The 18,662-nt window shown below is 42.6% G+C and carries 23 protein-coding genes; 2 read left to right on the forward strand and 21 right to left on the reverse strand.

Annotated features, from left to right (window positions below; all coding sequences use genetic code 11):
* Positions 1-13: 13 nt before the first annotated feature.
* From HBL79_RS12335 to HBL79_RS00965, 21 genes are all read right to left on the reverse strand, one after another.
* A complete protein-coding gene (locus tag HBL79_RS12335; RefSeq protein WP_035695526.1) occupies positions 14-283 on the reverse strand; it encodes a hypothetical protein in 270 nt (89 codons plus the stop codon).
* Positions 261-899, reverse strand: a complete 639-nt coding sequence (locus HBL79_RS12340; RefSeq protein ID WP_046097309.1) for a DUF4376 domain-containing protein — start codon at positions 897-899, stop codon at positions 261-263. The genes HBL79_RS12335 and HBL79_RS12340 overlap by 23 nt, the downstream gene beginning before the upstream one ends.
* A gap of 15 nt (positions 900-914) precedes the next feature.
* Positions 915-3,659, reverse strand: coding sequence for a phage tail-collar fiber domain-containing protein (locus HBL79_RS00875; RefSeq protein WP_052716791.1), 2,745 nt, complete (start codon positions 3,657-3,659; stop codon positions 915-917).
* A gap of 25 nt (positions 3,660-3,684) precedes the next feature.
* Positions 3,685-4,212, reverse strand: coding sequence for a phage tail protein (locus HBL79_RS00880; RefSeq protein WP_026138599.1), 528 nt, complete (start codon positions 4,210-4,212; stop codon positions 3,685-3,687).
* Positions 4,212-5,381, reverse strand: coding sequence for a baseplate J/gp47 family protein (locus HBL79_RS00885; protein WP_017807158.1), 1,170 nt, complete (start codon positions 5,379-5,381; stop codon positions 4,212-4,214). Before HBL79_RS00885 ends, HBL79_RS00880 begins: the two co-directional genes overlap by 1 nt.
* A complete protein-coding gene (locus HBL79_RS00890; RefSeq protein WP_035688567.1) occupies positions 5,374-5,706 on the reverse strand; it encodes a DUF2590 family protein in 333 nt (110 codons plus the stop codon). The genes HBL79_RS00885 and HBL79_RS00890 overlap by 8 nt, the downstream gene beginning before the upstream one ends.
* A 1-nt stretch (position 5,707) precedes the next feature.
* The gene (locus HBL79_RS00895) at positions 5,708-7,801 is read right to left on the reverse strand and encodes a phage tail tape measure protein (protein ID WP_035688568.1); all 2,094 of its coding nucleotides are present in this window, start codon (positions 7,799-7,801) and stop codon (positions 5,708-5,710) included.
* 8 nt (positions 7,802-7,809) lie between these two features.
* On the reverse strand, positions 7,810-7,980 hold the full coding sequence (locus HBL79_RS00900; RefSeq protein ID WP_021723664.1) for a DUF6890 family protein: 171 nt from the start codon (positions 7,978-7,980) through the stop codon (positions 7,810-7,812).
* Between the two features lie 8 nt (positions 7,981-7,988).
* Entirely contained in the window at positions 7,989-8,288 is a 300-nt protein-coding gene (locus tag HBL79_RS00905) for a putative phage tail assembly chaperone (RefSeq protein WP_035688569.1), read from the reverse strand.
* A 21-nt stretch (positions 8,289-8,309) separates the two neighbouring features.
* Positions 8,310-8,570 carry an Rz1-like lysis system protein LysC gene (gene lysC, locus HBL79_RS00910; protein WP_152436195.1) on the reverse strand — a complete coding sequence of 87 codons (261 nt, stop codon included), beginning with the start codon at positions 8,568-8,570 and terminating at the stop codon, positions 8,310-8,312.
* Positions 8,497-8,838 carry a hypothetical protein gene (locus tag HBL79_RS00915; RefSeq protein ID WP_051128122.1) on the reverse strand — a complete coding sequence of 114 codons (342 nt, stop codon included), beginning with the start codon at positions 8,836-8,838 and terminating at the stop codon, positions 8,497-8,499. Before HBL79_RS00915 ends, lysC begins: the two co-directional genes overlap by 74 nt.
* On the reverse strand, positions 8,823-9,356 hold the full coding sequence (locus HBL79_RS00920; RefSeq protein WP_081637554.1) for a lysozyme: 534 nt from the start codon (positions 9,354-9,356) through the stop codon (positions 8,823-8,825). The genes HBL79_RS00915 and HBL79_RS00920 overlap by 16 nt, the downstream gene beginning before the upstream one ends.
* Entirely contained in the window at positions 9,328-9,561 is a 234-nt protein-coding gene (locus HBL79_RS00925) for a phage holin (protein ID WP_017807151.1), read from the reverse strand. Before HBL79_RS00925 ends, HBL79_RS00920 begins: the two co-directional genes overlap by 29 nt.
* A gap of 86 nt (positions 9,562-9,647) precedes the next feature.
* On the reverse strand, positions 9,648-10,103 hold the full coding sequence (locus tag HBL79_RS00930) for a phage protein (RefSeq protein ID WP_017807150.1): 456 nt from the start codon (positions 10,101-10,103) through the stop codon (positions 9,648-9,650).
* A 4-nt stretch (positions 10,104-10,107) separates the two neighbouring features.
* Positions 10,108-11,235, reverse strand: coding sequence for a DUF2586 domain-containing protein (locus HBL79_RS00935; RefSeq protein WP_035688573.1), 1,128 nt, complete (start codon positions 11,233-11,235; stop codon positions 10,108-10,110).
* 25 nt (positions 11,236-11,260) lie between these two features.
* Positions 11,261-11,941 (reverse strand): phage virion morphogenesis protein, encoded by a 681-nt coding sequence (locus tag HBL79_RS00940; protein WP_035688575.1) that lies wholly within the window; start codon positions 11,939-11,941, stop codon positions 11,261-11,263.
* A complete protein-coding gene (locus tag HBL79_RS00945) occupies positions 11,934-12,404 on the reverse strand; it encodes a phage tail protein (protein ID WP_035688577.1) in 471 nt (156 codons plus the stop codon). Before HBL79_RS00945 ends, HBL79_RS00940 begins: the two co-directional genes overlap by 8 nt.
* Entirely contained in the window at positions 12,392-12,844 is a 453-nt protein-coding gene (locus HBL79_RS00950) for a head completion/stabilization protein (RefSeq protein ID WP_017807147.1), read from the reverse strand. The genes HBL79_RS00945 and HBL79_RS00950 overlap by 13 nt, the downstream gene beginning before the upstream one ends.
* Positions 12,837-13,658, reverse strand: coding sequence for a phage terminase small subunit (gene gpM, locus HBL79_RS00955; RefSeq protein WP_035688579.1), 822 nt, complete (start codon positions 13,656-13,658; stop codon positions 12,837-12,839). Before gpM ends, HBL79_RS00950 begins: the two co-directional genes overlap by 8 nt.
* Positions 13,659-13,668: 10 nt before the next feature.
* Positions 13,669-14,679, reverse strand: a complete 1,011-nt coding sequence (locus HBL79_RS00960; RefSeq protein WP_035688581.1) for a phage major capsid protein, P2 family — start codon at positions 14,677-14,679, stop codon at positions 13,669-13,671.
* A 2-nt stretch (positions 14,680-14,681) separates the two neighbouring features.
* Positions 14,682-15,581 carry a GPO family capsid scaffolding protein gene (locus HBL79_RS00965; protein WP_035688583.1) on the reverse strand — a complete coding sequence of 300 codons (900 nt, stop codon included), beginning with the start codon at positions 15,579-15,581 and terminating at the stop codon, positions 14,682-14,684.
* A gap of 160 nt (positions 15,582-15,741) precedes the next feature.
* Between HBL79_RS00965 and HBL79_RS00970 the strand changes: the two genes are divergently transcribed.
* Positions 15,742-17,556 carry a terminase large subunit domain-containing protein gene (locus HBL79_RS00970; RefSeq protein WP_244300915.1) on the forward strand — a complete coding sequence of 605 codons (1,815 nt, stop codon included), beginning with the start codon at positions 15,742-15,744 and terminating at the stop codon, positions 17,554-17,556.
* A gap of 3 nt (positions 17,557-17,559) precedes the next feature.
* Positions 17,560-18,597: a phage portal protein gene (locus tag HBL79_RS00975; protein WP_035688587.1), complete on the forward strand. Its 1,038-nt coding sequence runs from the start codon at positions 17,560-17,562 to the stop codon at positions 18,595-18,597.
* Positions 18,598-18,662: the final 65 nt, after the last annotated feature.

The following is an 18,662-nucleotide window of genomic DNA, read 5'->3' on the forward strand; positions in this document are numbered from 1 at the left end:
AACCTATTTCACATTAATTAGTGATAAAATCCTCCGGATATTGCCGCCGTTTCACCTCGCTTTCATAGGCGGTTTTGCAATGGTCTTTGTCGAAAAACAGCCCATTCACCAGCCGAAACCAAAACCGCCAGCGGGCTTTGGGTTTGCTCTCTAACACGGCTCGGCGGTAACAACGGCTGGAAAAGGTTTCATCTGCCCCACCGCCCGTTAAGGCGTTGCAAAGTTGGTCGAGGGCAATCAAAACGTGATAGCCCCAAGTTTTAAATGGATTTTTCTTGCTCATTTTGGTATTCCTCATAGGTTTGCGACCAGCCGATTGACCAGTCATACTCAAGCGGATTTTCCGCTTGTTCTAACAAAATTTTGTGCATATAGGCGTTTTCAAACATTTTTTCTTTGAGCGTTTTCGCCGCGTTCCACACCGCTTTGAATTTACCAAAATCTAACGGTTGAGCGGTGTTATCCGCACAAATCAGGGTGAAAATACGTGGCTCGCCGTTTTCTTCCGTTTTGCCGTTTAAGTCAAAATCCGCTTTGATTTCTACCAAGGTGGCACGCCCTTTTTCATCTGTATCCACCCATTTGCCGATTTCTGGCACATACACGCCGCCATCAACACAGTTATCTCGTTTGGCATTAATTTTTGACCGCACTTGATTTCGCTGCTCGCTGAGCCGTTCCCCTTGTCTTGCCTCATCCATCACCCATTTTCCCCCTTGCAATCGGTGATATGGGCTTGGTTGTGGCTCAATCAAAACGGGATAGCCCCGCTCATCGGGGATAATCTGTTTTCCCTCACTTTGCCCTTCAAGTAAAGTGCGGTAGGTTTCTTCGCTGATTTCTATAGCACCTTCAGGTGCTGTGCCGTGATAAAAGCCTGATTTAAAATAAATCGTCATAAATTCCCCTTAATGTTAAGTTAATAAGCCAGCTTCTCTAAAATAACTTTCCAGTTCCTCTAATACTTCTGGTGCAAGTACAGTCTCTCTGCTTCTGCGGCTCGTTTTCCATCTACCGATTGCCAAAAACTGAATTCGCATCGCTCCTTGATTAAGGGTTCCGTGTTCATACTCATAATAAAAACACTGTGATTTGTTAGATTTAGTTAGAATATTTATACCGCAATCGTGAGAGGTATTAACCGAAGTGGTTAGTGATGCGAAAATTAATGGTATATCAATGAAGGCTTCAGGCCACATAAAGGATTTCTCTCGCGTACCCACAATATCATTTTGATTAAAACAATAGGTCTGAATCATTGTCCCATCGGGGTACTTCATCACTTTGAACCCACCTATGACGGATTTATTTGAAATTGATCTTGCAATAGACTCTTTTATCAATAGCTTTAAATCCGTTATCTCACTTGCGGTATGCGTATGCGAAATGTCCGCTTTTTCTGCCCGCACTTGTTGGATATCTTGAGCCAAACGGCCCACCTCAAGCTCACCCGCATTGCTCACATTGCCAAAGGCTTTAATCCAAAACTGCACCCCATCGAGCGTGTTTTGTGCTTTAATGCAGAGTTTGAGAACAAGGGATTTCGGGCGAGTTTCTTCCGCAGTTCGCGTATCTTTCTCTGTCGTATCCTTCGTAGAAGCAAGGTAGGTTTTTGCCCTTGCCCCATCGGCGACCGCCGTGTTGTTTGCCTGCACCCTGCCTTTTTGTGCGGGCTTAAATGCACCCGGTACCACATTGGTGGTATCACTATCGCGAATAACGATAGTGATATCTTTCTCGGCTTGATAATCGCCCCCTGCTTCGGTAGGAATATAGTGAAAGTGGTCTTGAAGGGCGTCTTGTTGCACCTCACCCACCGCAAGCAATGCTCCCGCGTTACGAATAAAGCGGTCTTTCGCTTTCGGCACGGCGGAAAGGCTGCCATATTTCGCCACAAGGTGGCGATACAGTTCGGGATAAGCCTGTTCGCTCACCAGCGCTTCAATCTCATCAAAGGCAATCCAGCCCGCCGGAATGTTATCTGTGGCAAAATACGCCGTCATTCCCACATCAGAGCGGCGTAAATCAGGCAGTTTGTTGCTATTGCCTAACGCACGGTATAAATCGGGATAAGTGCTACTACCAAAAGTTGAGCCATCGCATCGCAAAAATCCGTGCGGATTTTGCACCGCACTTGGAAATGCCACGACCGCGCCGACAGGAATGATGCTTTGGATTTTCTCGTCGACCCAACCCCGATACGCTACAACCTCATTTTTAGTAAGCTGCGGAAATGCTAAACAGCGTTGCTCGCCACTTGCAGAGCGATAGACATAATTAAATCTTGGGTCTGTTGCTGAGGCAGGATTGACGTCCCACTGCCAATAGCCACCATCGGGTAGGGTGGCACGGATGCGCCCCCAACGATTGTTAGCAATATTAATAAGACCTGTTGCGGTTATATCTGGTGCGGCAATATTACCCGTAAATGTCCCACCAAGCTCGGTCATAATGCGCTTTTGACCAAGGTGATTGCCATTGGCATCAAAGGCTGTCGTAAATATATCCCAAGCAATATTGCCCGTTGAGCTACCATAGCTAAAGCAAATCCCCCTAGCGTGAGCATTGGTGCTGTAGCTTGGGTGGGTAATGTGCATCATCAACCCATTGAGTGGGAGATTATTAAGTCTAGCGCCGTTTGGACGATAAAACCCGCTGTAGGTATAGCCATTAGCCTTGGTATAGTCGATGGTTTTCAAAAATGCCTCGCCACCAACCTTATCTAGCTTGATGTCGTTAAGGTCATACACTGCCTTACTGGTCGCCACGGTGTCGCTACTTGCCGAATTAATTGCATTAGATTTTTTGCTGTTGGGGATATAACGCCCATCGAGTAATCGCCTGTCGGTAATATTTCCTCGGCTGTCAATATCTGCAATAATCTGTACATAATGCTGATGGTCGGCATTATCCCGATAGTCTGCTTTGCTACGCGTTAAAAACTGGATCTCCGTTTCATAAGCCCCCGTTACGGTACAGTGATGAACAACATCAACATAGACGGAACAAGGTAAATTAGTGGCAGTAATTTCTGCTTTTTGTGTAATGTTTGCTCTTACCCCTTCAATATAAGCCGTTCCCACATTAATATTGTAAGTATTTCCTGTTTTTCTGGTTACTAAAAAACCATCATCAAAAAACACTGCACGGCCGTAAATATCGCGATTGGTTAGGCGAATTTTTTCATCAAGCCCAGATAAGCGTAGAGTGAAATCAATTTGCCACGTTTGGGCATTCACATTGATATTGGTTAAAGTTTTGGCATTGCTAAATTCCAACAAGACGGAGCGTGTAATGCTGTTACCTTGTATGCCCGCTTTATTTTTGATTTTTTTAATGGGTTCAGATTGAATAGCACAGGCAAGCAATTTTTTGCTTTTATTGATTAAGCCAATAAAATTGTAATTCCAATCGCCAATTTCAGTGCCAAGGGTTACGGAATAAACCACCGAATTTTGATTGATTACACCCGCTTTTGAAACCGCTTGTCGATGAACAATATGATCATTCACCGCAGATAAGGTTAAATAATCCGTTAAATTATGCTCATTCAGTGCGGGAATATTGGCAAAAATAAATTCATCAAAAATAACTGTGCCATTATTGACGGTCTGCTTTGTAATATATTGTTCAAATTCAGGCGTTAATAAATTAGCCATTTTTCACCTCTTATTTTTATTATTGTTATACGTTGGCTTTAAAATGATACGCACGATAATCACAGTCAAATTCACCGTGATAAATGGTGAGTTTATTATTTGTCATTACTTCAAACGTATATCGGCGACAAGTTCGCCCATATTTGCGAATAATTAACATTAATAATTCGGGATTTTTTGCAAGTTGTGAGTCATTAAGTTTAATTTTAATGACATCCCAATTTTCTAAATCAAAACGCTCTTCAATTTCAACGTATCCAATTCCTAAACGGTCAAAAATACGGATAAATCCCATTTTGCTGCCTGCGTCTTTGGCATTTAAAAAGGCATATTTGACCCGCTTACGATAAAGGGCTAAGGGTTCACCCTTGAAACGTTCAATATCACGAGAATACGCAATGAAATTTAAAATAGTTTCACTGCATTTTTCTTCGTCAAAGATTGAAAATGGCGTGGATAACATCCTTAAACTATAAGCCCACCATTTTTCAAAAAGTCGGGCGATTTTATTTAATTCGCCTTTATCCAACCAAAAAGGCAAGGTTATTTTTATCATTGTTCTATACTCACGGTTAAAGATTGAATGCGTGGAATAGCGAGATCGCTCAAAATATCCTGTTGTCCCCAAATAATTGAAGAAATCAACGGTTGAGCTTCGTGAATTTCTTCACCTAACCGCGACCAAGAAAAGCGGCTATGCGGATAGGTTTTAGTTACCGCATAATTATTATTTTCGCGGAATGCACAGCGGATCATATTTTCTACTTGGGTTTTAATTTCAGTTTGTTTTAATTCGCTCACATTTTGGCTAGGAGCAAAATAAAGTTTACAGGTTAAACGATGTTGCGTTTCAGGCATTGCAAAGCAAAGTAAATCGTCCCCGTGTCCGTGATATCCCTCATCACGAACATAGTGATTAACGCGATCGACAAAAGGCTGACTGGTTACCCCCGTATCTAATAAAAGATAGGCGTTCGCTGTTCCCGGTCCTCTTGGTGCGTCGTGTTTAAAGTAAATACGATCCACAGATAACCCAGCAATTTTGGCTATCATTCCGCGATAAACGCTATCAATATGATGTTGTCCCACACTAGAAAACTGAGTGCGATAGCGTTGGCGTAACTCTTCGTCGGTTTCTTTATCTGATCCCGGTGTAAGCAACCATTCGGCTTCATTGAGTACGCTTTCAATGCCGTTAATGGGTTCGGGTAAAATGCGATAGTAGCCTGACGCAAGGTTATAATCGCTGCCTGCAGCTTCCGCAATAACGGGAACTTTTCCGCTGATTGAGCCTTTGGGGATCTCCGTTGCCGCCGTGGTGATAACTCTAAAAATCACCCCATTAATTCGCTCGGTTTGTACGATTGTGCCTTGTGGAATAATGATCGGCGTGAGATCGCTTTGTTTGTAAAAGGTGATTTCCCCCTCGGCTTTGGTTGCTTCTTTAAAATCCAATCCCACCGCCCAAGCCTGAATCTGTAACCATTTTCCCTTTGCGGTTTTTACAAATAAATTCGGCAAAATTTCACTGATTAAATGATGAGTAAGCCATTTCACAGGCTGAATAGCAACTGCGGAGATTAAACGCCAAAAAGGCGACATTCGGCTAGTGTTAGTGATTAGCCCCTCTTGCTGTGTGAGCCGTTCAAATTCTTGGCGAATTTCGCTTTCTTCTGTGGGTAATCCTGAATCAACAAGGATTTGTTTAAATTCATTACTCATTGACGTTAATTCCTAAATTGATCGAACCAAAATCATAGGTTTCTGCGGTTAAAAATAAGCGGTTCGGGCTTTCTTCCTCAATCGTGATAGTTCCAGGGATAAGCCGTTCATCATCTTCAGCTAAAAAAATCATTTGCAAAATAATATCGCGGCGTAAAATTTTGCTCCGTTCCGCGATTAATTGCGTCGCCAAGCCACTTTCCAAAATCGCGTGCTTAATATCTTGGGCGATAGATTGCTGGTTGTAGCATAATATCGGCAAGCCGCCGCTATCTAAGGTTAAATCTTCGTTTTTGATCAATAAGTCAAAATACAGCTTATCCATATTAAGCAGCTCCAAGTGCGGTTCTATCCTGCATTTGTTTTTCAAATGCCTTTGGATCATTGGCATACACATTTACTCCACCGTAATTCACGGTGTGCGAGGTTTGATTTGAAATGTTTTTGTTTGCCAAAAAGCCTTGCTTAAATTCGGTTTTCGGTTTCACCGCGTCAGGAAGCGACGGCAAGACCGCGATATTGCCTGCATTTGCGGCAAGGTTTGCCGCGTTCAGTGAATGGCTTAAGCTCGCCATTTTTTCTGCACTTGTTAGCGAGTTATTTGTGCTTTCTGTGCTAACAGTTGGGATTAAATCAATATTCACGCCCGGCAATTTATTCAGCTTCTCAATCAGCCAATTCACCATTCCGATGAGGCTATTTTTTAGGCTGTTATACGCGTTCGTAAAAATATCAGTCAGCCCTTGCCCTAACTTTTTAAAACTCTCTAATGGGCTGATGTTGGAGAAAAACGCCACCACTTGATCCCAACCGTTTTGAATACCCGCCCATAAATCCGTAAATACGGCAGAAATACCATCCCACAATTCCGCTAGCACACCGCTGAAACTTCCCCAAAGTTCAGAAAGCCACTGCGTAAAGGCGTTCCATTGTGCCGTGAGCCATTCCCAGCCTGCTAAACAAGCGGCTTTGATTTTGTCCCAGTTGGCATAAATGGCATAACCAATTAAGGCAATCGCCGCAATCACCAAACCAATAGGGCCCGTTACCGCCGCCCACATTAAGCGTGCACCAATGGAGATCACTTTCATTACAGTGTTAATTACCCACATTGTCGCCGCCCAAAGTTTATTAAGCACAATATTGAGTTTTGTCGCTTGTGCGAGTTTTGTAATGATTGCCCAAGCCCCTTTCATTGATCCCCACCAAAGCCCGAAAATACCTTTTAAGGTCATAATCACAGGTCCAACCGCGGCAAACCCCATTAAGGCACTGAATAAATAACCAATCCAACGGGCAATATTGCGATAAGTATTAAGCCATTCTAAAAAGCCTTTACCAATTCCAACAATTTTACTTAAGATAGGGTAGAGTACGGGCTGAAGTGATGAACCAATAGAAATCGCGATCCCCTTGGTTAAGGCTTCTAGCTGTTCCCATACGTCCGTCATCTTATGAGCTTGAGCACTCACTGCGTCCATTCCCTTCACGTTGGCGAGTTTGTCAATGTTTGATCCAAGTCGATCGCTTTCGTCGATCATATTGGCAATAAACTTGTAAGCTCCATCACCGCCAAAGGCTTTTTTCAAAATGTCCCGATGTTTGGTTACATCGCCAAACTTGGCTTTTAATTTGCGTAAAATTTTGTCGGTGCTAAGTAGTTTGCCGTTGTTGTCGTGAAAGCTCATTCCAAGTTTCTTCTCTGCGGAATCAAGCCCAAGTAAGAAACTTTCAAATTGTTTTCCTGCTTTTGTGGTATCCACTTTATCGCCTAACTGACCGATCACCGCCATTTGTTCACCAAGAGAAACGCCCATTTTTTGGGCTGTGCCTGAAACGGTTTTAAAACCCGCTTCAATATCAGTAACACTGGATTTAAATAGGGTTGTAGCGATCGCAGTTTGTGAGGCGACTTTTTCGGCCCATTGCACTTTGCCCACACTGTCTGCTTCGTTTTTGTAAATGCTGTAAAGGCGGGAAAGGTAATCTTTGGCACTATTCGCGTCGGTTTTGATTGCTGCTGCCATTACATTTGTGGTTTTGGTTAAACCGCTTAATTCAAGATCGGAAAGTTCGCCGAAGGCTTGTTTAATGCCATAGGCAGATTTCACCACTTCAACGGAATCTTTGCCATACTCCACGGCAAATTCGGTGGCTGTATTGCGAAGTTTCTCAATCGCACTATCAGCCACACCAAGAGAAGCCATCTCACCTAAAGCCCTATCCATCTCGATTGCGGGCATTAAGGCGGCTTGCATACTTTTACCCACCGCAAAAAGCCCCGCCCCACCCATTGCAATATTGCTCATTGCGGATTTTGTTTTGCTAACAAAATTATCAACGCCTTTGCTTACGCCTTTGAGCGGACCAGTCATTTTGTCGGTTAAATGGATTACATAATCCAAGCCTTTAATTGCCATCTTTTACCCTAAAAACATTTGCTTATCCCATTTGCGACGGTGTTCGCCATATTCTCCCAGTGCCTTTTGTCTAGCCATAAGGCACGGGCTAAATTTTGAGGGTGGTTATCGGCGTGCGGTAAATAGTGCATACGCAAGGCGATCGCTTGTGCGTAGCCGTTTTGCTCCAACCGTTCCACCCTCTCAATTAGTTTTTTACTTTAACTTCAATGTCAGCGATAAAGGCTTTACTCACTTTTTCATTTAACGCCAACGCCACACCCGGCAAATGAATAATTTGCAACAAGGTTTCTTTGTGTTCCTTGCTGATTGTCGCAAGCAGATAATCTTTGATCGGCGTGATACGGTTGTCTTTTTCGACTTCGTTCGTAAACGCGTCAAACGCGGCATCATCACGATTAAAAGTTAATTCAATGCCGTTAATTTCAACGGTAAGCGTATTTTTAATGCCGAATTTTTCAAGTAATTGGGTTGCTTCATTTTTCATTGTGTTTTTCCTTTTGGTTTCTTATTGTTGTTGTAAAAATTGGTTGTAGTCCCTAATACACTGCTTTAATGTACGGTTAGCTAATTGGCATTGGCTCAAATTGTGCTGATAATCTATTAAGGCATTGACTAAATCGCCATTGGTTTTAATCGCTAGCGTAGGGCGATCGCAACTTGCTACAATCGGGCAAATAATCACTTGAGCCGTGTTAATGGGCTGCGTTGAGCAACCGAATAACATCATCAGGCACAGGCTGATTAGCCCAGTTTTTATGTTTTTCATTTGCCACCTTTAACGCATTTTGTTTTTGTTGATAAAGTGCGGTGTTTTTTTCTGCCATTTTTGACGCTTGTTCAGTCATCGCGTGTAATTTTTCCAACCGCTGAACCATCGCCTTTTCTTGCTTTTCAAGTTGTATGACTTGCTGACTAAGTAGGCGGTTTTCTTGCTTTAATTTACTGTTTTGGGAACTTATAAACGCGATAAATAGCACACCGAAGAACATCACCACAAACAAGCCAATATCCGCAAAATTTAACCGTCCAAACATAAATCACGCTCCTTTTTTCTCCGCTCAATCAGCCCTTTAAGGGGCTTCCCGTTGCTATAAACCCAGCGGGGAAACTGATCGCACATTGCAGGCTTATAACCTTGTTTTGCTAGCTTAAACAGGGTGCTTTTTTGCATTTTTCCGCAGCCTACGTTGTAAGTAATGCTTACTAAGGCATCAAATGCCCCTTGTGGCATTGCTTGCCCGTTGGCGTGTTGGTTTACGCATTGTTCTGCTTGTTTAATCCCTTTGGCATACAAGCGGGCGATCTCATCAAGGGAATAAATTTTATTCGGCTTAATTTTTTCTACGTTGTCCGTTGTGCCGATACCTACCGTTAGCACATCACTTGGGCATTGATAAGGATTGCGTACACAGCCTTCTGCGTTGGCAATCAGTTGCAAACCTTGCGGGCTGGTGCGTAAATCTTGGCTATATTTCGCTCCAACAAGGGCAAGCACAGCGAAAACCGCACACATTAATAATCCTTTATGGTTTGTTTTTTGGCTCATTTTCATTGCGATATTTCCGTTCGATTTCTTGTTTACGTAGTTTCAGCTCACGATGTTTAAAATAAAAATTCATTGCGATAGTGCAAAAACCAAAAACAATACTGGCAATCGCTGCGGCTTCATTTGGCGATAAGCTGCCAAAAGCCACGGCAACTGATCCTGAAATCGGAGCAGTATTGGTTTTGAAAAAATTGATAATGTCGTTAAACATTGGTACACCTCAAAAAGATTGGCGAACTCGTTTCTCTTGTGTTTATTATTATTGTTATGTTAATGCCAAACGGTCGCCAAATAGGGTTAGCCGATTAAATCGCGGGTGTCGTAGCTAGAGAGATACGGCACGCCATCAATGCGAACAAAATCGGGGCTAGTTACAAAATATTTGATTTTACGGGTGGATTTACTACCACCTTTAGGATCAATATCTAACAGATCGGTAATCAGTAATTTACAGCCGAAGGCTTCCACTTTTTGGCGTTCGCTGCCTCGTTTGGCAAAAAACACAAGATCAGTTTCGGGTAAATCCCGATAACTGCCTACGGCAGCCGCAACCATTTTGATTTTGCCGAAGTTTTTTGTATCTACTTCAAGCTCACCTTCGGCGGATACATCACCATCAACAAAACCATCTGGCACACCGCGGCTTGTCGCCGCTGCACTGTTGTCGGAAATGGATAAGCTCACCGCCTCCACGTGGATCGGCTGACCTAACATATAAATATCAAAGTTCATTCCTGAAATTCTTGCACTCATTGCCTTAATCTCCTAAGGTGGTTAAATCTAAGAAAATATTGACTTCGATGCCTTTCGGGCAATCATAAGTTCGCACTTTCATATAAATCTTGACTTCGTTTTTATTCATCCAGTTAATCACGATATCGCCTTCTTTCGGTGGCATACATTCTCCAGGGAAGGTGATCCCTGCAATTTGGGTGGATTTACTCATTTCGCGTAAAGGGGTTGCGAAATAAGTTTGGTGAAACTCAGTACTTGATGAGGTTGAGTTAAATGAACGATCGGCAATTTTCGCAATGGCAAGTAATCGCACTTTACGAGCCGCTTTATCAATTACCCGCACATTTTCGATCGCTTGATAATCACCACCTTCTACATCAAGGGTTCGCCCATCAGACCAATAGTAGCCATCATAGTCGGGATACCACATAAACGTGGAATAGCGGGCTTGCTCAAGGCTTTTTAGGTGTGCAATGGTGATTTCATTGCCGTCTTTGTCTTTCGGTTTGTTATCACCAATATTCACCAACGCCCCTGTTTTAACGCGAGCGGGGCTATCTGCGACGGAAACGGCAGAATTGGCTAAACGTCCAGCCAACGCACCAACATCATTGCCCATTAAATTAGGCACAAGCATAACGTGTTCGGCTACGATCTCTTGTTGTAGGGTAACGAGTTTTGCAACATATTCGTCCCACGTTTCTCCCTCGCTTGGATCAGCGTTAATTCCGCCGATTGACTGAATAAAAAAGGTGCGACGAGAAAGGGAATTAAGCAATTCTTTATATAAGGTTTGCAACGCGTTGATTTTGCTTTTATCAATGCCCGTGGTGTAGGTATTGACGCAAAATTCAAAACTTGCCACACTTTGAGCCGCTTTCACGCACTCGACAAAGTCATAACCGCTTTCATCAGCAATATACACGTGGGCGTACCAATCCGAATTGGCATTGACCATCGCGGTATGCACCTGTTTTTTTAGCTCGGTTTCAGTTGTGCCAAAAACCTTGTCTAAATCACTGTCAGGGGTGATCGCAATCAATTTCTCTTTATTGGTTTCACCCACGCCAACAAATAGGGCGTGGCGTTCAATTTCTTTTGTCGGGCCACTTAATTGATTAAGGGCGTTAATTCGTACATAAGGGTACATAGTGATTGACCTCTTGTTATTGTTGTTATTTTAGTGTCAAAACTTTAGCTAATTCGGCAGCCATTATTTCAGCATTGTGCTGCGTGTTTTCATCTAAAAATGGGCGTGCAGGTAGTTTTATTTTTCCATTTACCGCATTTTGCTTATTTTGATTTAATGCTTTACTCATTAGGCGGATAATTAGCCCAGCTTGCCCCATTGTTAAGCGTGCTTTGATTTCCCGTAAACTGGCATTTTTTCTTCGCCCACCTTTAAGCCTAATTTGGTAGCCTAAATCTTTTAATTTTTTAGCTTGGCTATCAGAGCAAGGATTATTTTTATTTTTGATAAGTTGAATTTTGTCGCCTAACGTCAATTTTTGATTTTTCGCTAACTCAACTTCTAAGCCGTATTGATGTTCTGCGGATAACTCCGAACTTTTTTTATTTTTATAGCCTAATACGCCCGTGTTATTGCCTTGTATTTTTGTATTCAAAAATTTTGCACGGCGTTTAAGCATTTTCCCTTTGCCAACTCTTCGCTTTTCCCACGGTTTACCATCAGGGCTTCGCTGTTGATTAACGGCTTTTTTCGCGTTATCTTTAATTCGCCAAGCTGTACGCTGAATAACTTGTTTCTTCTTATCGGGGGAAAGAGTTAGTAACCGCATATCACGGCGGAAGCGTTTTAAACTTTCTTTTGATAATTTCAAAATAATGTCATTCATTAATAATTAGCTCTATTTTTTCTGCGGTAATAATTTCAATGTCATCAAGTTTGTACCGCTGACCGTCAATTTCTAACGTGCCTTTTGGATCAATAACGGCGGTAATTGGCTCTTGAAATTCAATATCAAAGGTTAAATCTGCCGTGTCATCGTCATAAATATCTAAGCTAAAATCACAATCCGCAAAATCTAATTGGCAACGTAATTCATCGTGTTCATTAAGCCACGTTTGAATTTGAGCCATAACCAACGAGGCGGATAATTTACGATAAGGAAACTCATTAAAAAGCAACGTAGCTGAATAGCGAATATGAGCAACCTCAATTCCTGTTGGGGTAATATCGCCACCTTGATTAATCAATGACCCTTTTTCAATCCAAGAATAAAGGTTCTTCCGATAACTTTCGGGCAGTTGCTTTTTTAAAAATTCCGTTAATTGCTGATACAGCATTAAAGTAGCCATACCTTCCCCCGTTTTTTCCCTTTCAAGCGACGAATTGCGAAAGAGGATTCAGCCAACAGGCTTTTTTGTGCTTGTACCAGCTCCCGCCCCTCGTGGATTTCCCTTGCGGATAGCGTGAGGAACTCGGGTAATAAATCCGCTTTGGCACGGGCGAATACCGCTTTTTTATATTGCGTTTGAGCGAAGTTTTCCCCGCCAATTTGTACGGTGGTAATCTCGCGAACGTGCAAAATGCCCTTGGATTGATAATGCTGTGCCACTTCCTCAAGCTCCAATTCAACTTCTTGCATTGCCTGAATCAGTGAAGCCTTAATCATTTCGATTGGCACTTGAACGGGGATAGCACGTTGTTTTTGAAATTCGCTCACTTCAATATCGCCCCAAAAGCCATTAGAACTGATAACGCTATCATCATATTCAATCGCCACCCCGTTAAACATCGGCTTGCTCCTTGTCGGCTAGGGCTGGAGTTGCTAAAGAAGTGCGGGATCGTAACTTTTCTATTGCGTCTTCTACAGTAAGATGGCGAATAACCAAGTTAAGATCCGCACTTTGGTGGAGTTTTTTAAGTCGCATAATAATGCGGTCAATCATTGAATTTACGCCCGCTTTATGGTTGTATTCATTGGCTTTTTGTGCCAAAAATAACGCCATTTCAAGGCTTTCAATGTCTGCAACGCTAGCCGCGTGAACTTCGCCTTGTGCGTTGCGTAAAAAGAGCGTTGCGGCGAATTTGTACCATTTCGCCGTTACGATTTCGTGGAGTTTCCACGCTGTCGCCACCGCTTCAAATGTGTCAGAAAAATAAGGCTCCACACTTTGACCTTGGTGAGCCATTCTTTCAGCCCACGCCAACACTTGGTCAGCCACAAAGGTCGGCAAGGTACTGCGAAAATTGGCTGGCATTGCTTGGTTTTGGGCAATAGCCATTCTCGCCAATCGTGTAGCACTGCCCAAATCGCCAACATCAAAAGAATAGATAATGCAATAGGCAATAACGTCATTTTGATAAATTTCTCCTTTGGCAAAATATTCTTCAACCAACGGCAACCACTTTGGAAAAAAGTGATTGCGTTTGTATTCTGCACGGTCTGCAAGGCTAGAGAGTGAGCGAATTTTCTCAACGTCATTTTTTAAGGCAATATCAATCACCTCTTGCTGACTGTGCGAAACCACATCAGCCACTTTTGCCGCCTCTGGATTTTCAAGTGCGGTCAGTTTTTCCATTCGTTTTTGAAATTCACGCATTCCCATTTTTTACCCCTTAGCTTTCACCTGCAAATTTGACTTTAGTGTGATCGATTGCGGTCATTAAGCCTAAATCCTCAACCACATAGCCTTCTTGGCGATAGTAAGAGGTAATCACCCCTTTACGATCTTCATCACTACGCAATGCACGGCGTACGCTTTCCGCTTCGGTGTACACACTCAAATTACTTAATGCCGTTACCACCGCACCACGAGCAGGGAAGTTAGGCGGAGTGATGGCATTCATACCGCCAAAGCTACCCATTAAATTATGCGAGCCTAAAACGGCTTTTTCTGTTGGGGTTAAGCCGTGTTGTTTCTGGATGAGTTTGGTTTCTTTGCTGACTAAATCCGCCCCCACCAAGAACACTAAGTCGTTTCGGTTTTGGTGGCGATAGTCTAAGCCTTGGCGTAAATCGAAGGCTAATTCATCAAGGTTAGCGTAATAGGAACCTTCGCCAAAAATCGTGATTTTTCCACTTGAAGCCTCTGCTTCTGTCATAAAGTTAGCGGCTTTTTGTTCCGCAAGCAGCTTTAACCAACCTTTATTTACATCAGATAAATCTGATTTTGTGGTATTTGCTGCCACACTTTGACCATTCCAACCAATTTGCAAAATATCTAATGCCACTTGATTTTGGAAATATTCGCTATAAAGCTCAACAAGGCGATCTTTGAACAATGCAAAAGAATCAAATAACGCCCAAGGAATGAGAATACCGCTATCGGTTTCCGCTAATTCAAAGCTGTTTTGTGTGTGATCCAGTGAAGCAAGGTTGCGTCCGTTTGTTTTACGACCTGTTACCCCTTTTTCAGTTGCTCCAAAGAGTTTGTTACCTTTCAAGGTAGCCACTTGCACCATATTGATCTGTTTCAAAAATTCAGAACGTTGCTGAATATTTGATCCTAATAAGGCAGCTTCAGGGGCTTTCAGTGAAAAACTTTCACCGCGTAAAACCGCGTCCATTGGCACATTAAAATGTGCGGATAATGCCGCCGCAAGGGCGTAATATGCTTGACGATTCATTATTAAAATCCTTTACTTAAATCAATGTTATAGCCATTTACGGAATACACGTTTTGTTTGCCTTCTACTGGCACGCCGTTTGGCACGGGCGTTGCTTCTTGGCTTAACGCATTAAATTTTTGCTCAAGGGTTTGGAAAGAAGTTAAAAGTTGGTTAAATTCTTCTTTGGTTACGCCTTGATTTTCCGCAGCAGGGGCTTCTTTGGGTTGCTCTGCCTTTGGCTCTGCGGGCTTTTCAGGCTCTTGCTTGGCACTAAAAGCGGAAGCCACAGCGGTAGCGATCACAGCACCAAATTTGGCAAGTTGTTCATCGGTCATAAGGTTTTCCTCTTTGTTATTGTTATTATCGGATTGAGTTTGCTCATTGGTTTGAGCTGGTTTTACAAAAAATTCCTTTAACGCCCCAAGAAACCCGCGCTTAATTTTTTCTTCTTCGTTTTCTGTGGGAATAGCAAAATCAATTCTTACAAATTCGCCAAATTCGCTACCATTTTGATTTACATTGAAAAAATCAAGTTTTGTTGTTCCTGCGGAAGCTGGGTAATTCGTTACCCCTAAACCGAATAAATAGGCTTTTCCCGTATTTCGGAAATTCGGCATAATTTCAACGCTAGAAAATAAGCCTTGCCCTTCAGCATTGAGACTAACAAGATGTTGATTTGGGGCGATTACGGCATAAAGTTTGGTTTCGCCGTTAGGTTGATCTTCAGCTTTGAGTTCTAGCACTTGCCCGAAACTCATAAAGCGGCGATGTTCTAGCCATAAATTCGCAGTGTACAATTCAGGATCATAGCTTTCTGCCATTTCGTGCAATTCGGCGGCAGTAATCTGACGACCATCAACGGAATAACCCGATGTCGCCACACAAATAAACCCTGTTTTGATTTTGCTTTCGTTCTTCATTTTTTCTGCCTTTTTGTTGCAAGGTTTCAATCATTACTTCGGGCATTCTTTCCCATCTTTGGCAAAAAATCACGGTGTAAAATTCGGATATGTTCGGATATACCGCAAAACAAGCCATATCCGAACATATCCGAATTCTGTCGCTATTTTTTCCGTTGAAATGGCGAAAAATAGCGGTATGGATACGATCAAAACATTACGCAAGCGAAAATCCCAACGTTATTCTGATGAAGTGATTTACGGGGCAAGACATTTATATTTGAAAAAATGGACACCCGCCGAAATCGCTCAAGAACTGGGGCTAAATTCTGCCCGCCCGATTTATTATTGGGCGGAAAAATACAACTGGCGAAATTTAATCAACGAACAAGGCATAGAAGAATTGATTGCCTTGCGGATTATCACGCTCACGGAAAGAGAGGGCAAAACAGAGCAAGAAATCAAGGAATTAGAAGCCTTGATTGATAAGGATCTGCAATATAAAAAGCAACGGGCAACACAAAAACAAAAGCCGATTGCGGAAAATCAAAGTGCGGTGTTATCTGAAGCCCATTTTTCCGAAACAGAAGATCGCAAGAAAAAGCCGAAAAAAGCGAAAAATGACGTTTCGCACATTACGCCCGAAATGTTTCAGCCGTTTCTTGATACGCTTTTTAGTTATCAGCTCACTTGTCGCGACAACAAGCATCACAAAGTCCGCAATATTCTAAAATCTCGCCAAGTGGGTATGACCTACTATTTTGCTTTTGAAGCCTTAGAAGATGCCATTTTAACAGGGGATAACCAACTCTTTTTATCTGCCTCCAAACGCCAAGCGGAAATCTTTAAAACCTACATCATCAAAATGGCGAAAGAATACTTTGAGGTAGAACTTAAAGGCAATCCGATTATTTTGAGCAATGGGGCGGAGCTGCATTTTTTATCCACTAATAAATCGACGGCACAAGGTTATCACGGACACGTTTACGGCGATGAATACGCGTGGTTACGCAATTTTGAAGAGTTTAATACCGTATCTTCGGCAATGGCAACGCACAAAAAATGGCGTGAAACCTATTTTACTACCCCTTCTTCAAAATTTCACGGAGCTTATAAGTTCTGGAGTGGTGAGCTTTGGAAACAAGGATCGGCTGAACGTAAAGAAGTTGTTTTCCCCACTTTTGAAGCAATGCGAAAAGGCGGCTGCGTTTGCCCTGATGGGCAATGGCGTTATGTCATCACTATTGAAGATGCCATTGCAGGCGGGGCAGGCGTGCTATTTGATATTGACGCTCTACGCCAAAAATATAGCAAAGCCGCCTTTGAACAGCTCTTTATGTGTAAGTGGGTTGATGATGCCGATTCCATTTTCAATATTGGGAAATTGCTCAAATGTGCGGTAGAAACGCACAAATGGAAAGACGTTAATTTTAACGATCCGAACCCGATCGGAGGGCGTGAAGTATGGGGCGGGTATGATCCCGCTCACAGTGTGGATGGAGCGAGTTTTGTCGTGATAGCTCCGCCTATTCTGCCAAAAGAAAAATTCCGCATATTAGAACGCCACCAATGGCACGGCTTAAGCTATAAGTATCAATCAGAACAAATTAAAGAACTGGCTGAAAAATACCATTTTACCCATATCGGCATTGATGCCACGGGCGTAGGTGTGGGGGTGTATGAAATGGTGAAAGATTTCGCCCCACGTGCAACCACCGCGATTAATTATAGCCCAGAGGTGAAAGCCTCAATGGTGTTGAAAGTCTATGATTTAGTTGAAAACGGCTTGATCGAATGGTCGGAGCAAGAAACGGATATTCCAGCCAGTTTCTTAATGATTAAACAGACCACCACCCGAAGCGGTGGGCAAATGACTTATATCGCTGACCGCACTAGCCAAAACCAGCACGCTGATGTGTTTTGGGCGATTTGTAATGCCGTTGATCACAAACCTCTTAATGAAAACAAAAAACGCCGCAGCGTTTGGAGAATGTAAAAAATGACGAAAAAAAAGACCGCACTTTCAAAATATAAATCTGTTCAAGTTAAATCATTCAATTATGATGAACTAGATAAAAATAGCCTAACGGGTGCACCAGCCTTGGATTATATGGGCTTAGGCTTTGATAACACATACCACTGTTATCTTCCGCCGATTAATCGCCAAGTGTTGGCAAAGTTACCACACCAAAACGCCCAACATTGCGGCATTTTAAATAGCCGTGCCAATATGATCAGTAGTGATTATACGGGCGGGGCATTGTCAAAAATGGATATGCGGGCGTTATGTTTAAATCTCATTCAGTTTGGCGACGTGGGCTTGCTCAAAATCCGCAATGGCTTTGGGCAAGTGGTACGGTTGCACGTGTTATCTTCCCTTTATTTGCGTGTGCGTAAAGACGGCGGCTATACCTATTTACTGCGTAAATCCTTGCTGAATGAAGATAACGAAGTGTATCAATTTGAGGCGAAAGACATCATTTTTATTAAGCTCTATGACCCAATGCAACAAGTTTACGGCTCACCCGATTATGTGGGCGGGATTCAATCCGCTTTGCTCAATTCAGATGCAACCATATTCCGCCGCCGTTATTTTAGCAATGGGGCTCATATGGGCTTTATTTTGTATGCGACCGATCCCGATCTCAACGAGGAAATGGAAGAAGAGCTAGCGAAAAAAATTGAGCAAAGCCGCGGAGTGGGGAATTTTAAAAGTATGTTTATCAATATTCCCAATGGTTCGCCCGATGGTGTGAAAATTATTCCAATTGGCGATACTGGCACTAAAGATGAATTTGCTAACATCAAAAACATATCCGCCCAGGATATTTTAACCGCTCACCGATTCCCACCCGGCTTAGGGGGAATTATCCCAAGTAATGCAGGCGGATTGGGCGACCCGATCAAATTACGTGATACTTATCGACAAGATGAAGTGTTGCCAATGCAGTCCATTATTAGCCAAGCGATTAATAGCGATCCCGAGATTGGAAATGTGTTAAAAGTCAAGTTCTTAGACGCAAAAAAAGTGGAATAATTTTTCATTTTCAATCTGTATAAATGCACAGTGATTTGATATAGTAATAACATTAATTGGTAGAT

Origin of the sequence: Avibacterium paragallinarum (assembly GCF_011765605.1) — a bacterium.
Lineage (GTDB): Bacteria > Pseudomonadota > Gammaproteobacteria > Enterobacterales > Pasteurellaceae > Avibacterium > Avibacterium paragallinarum.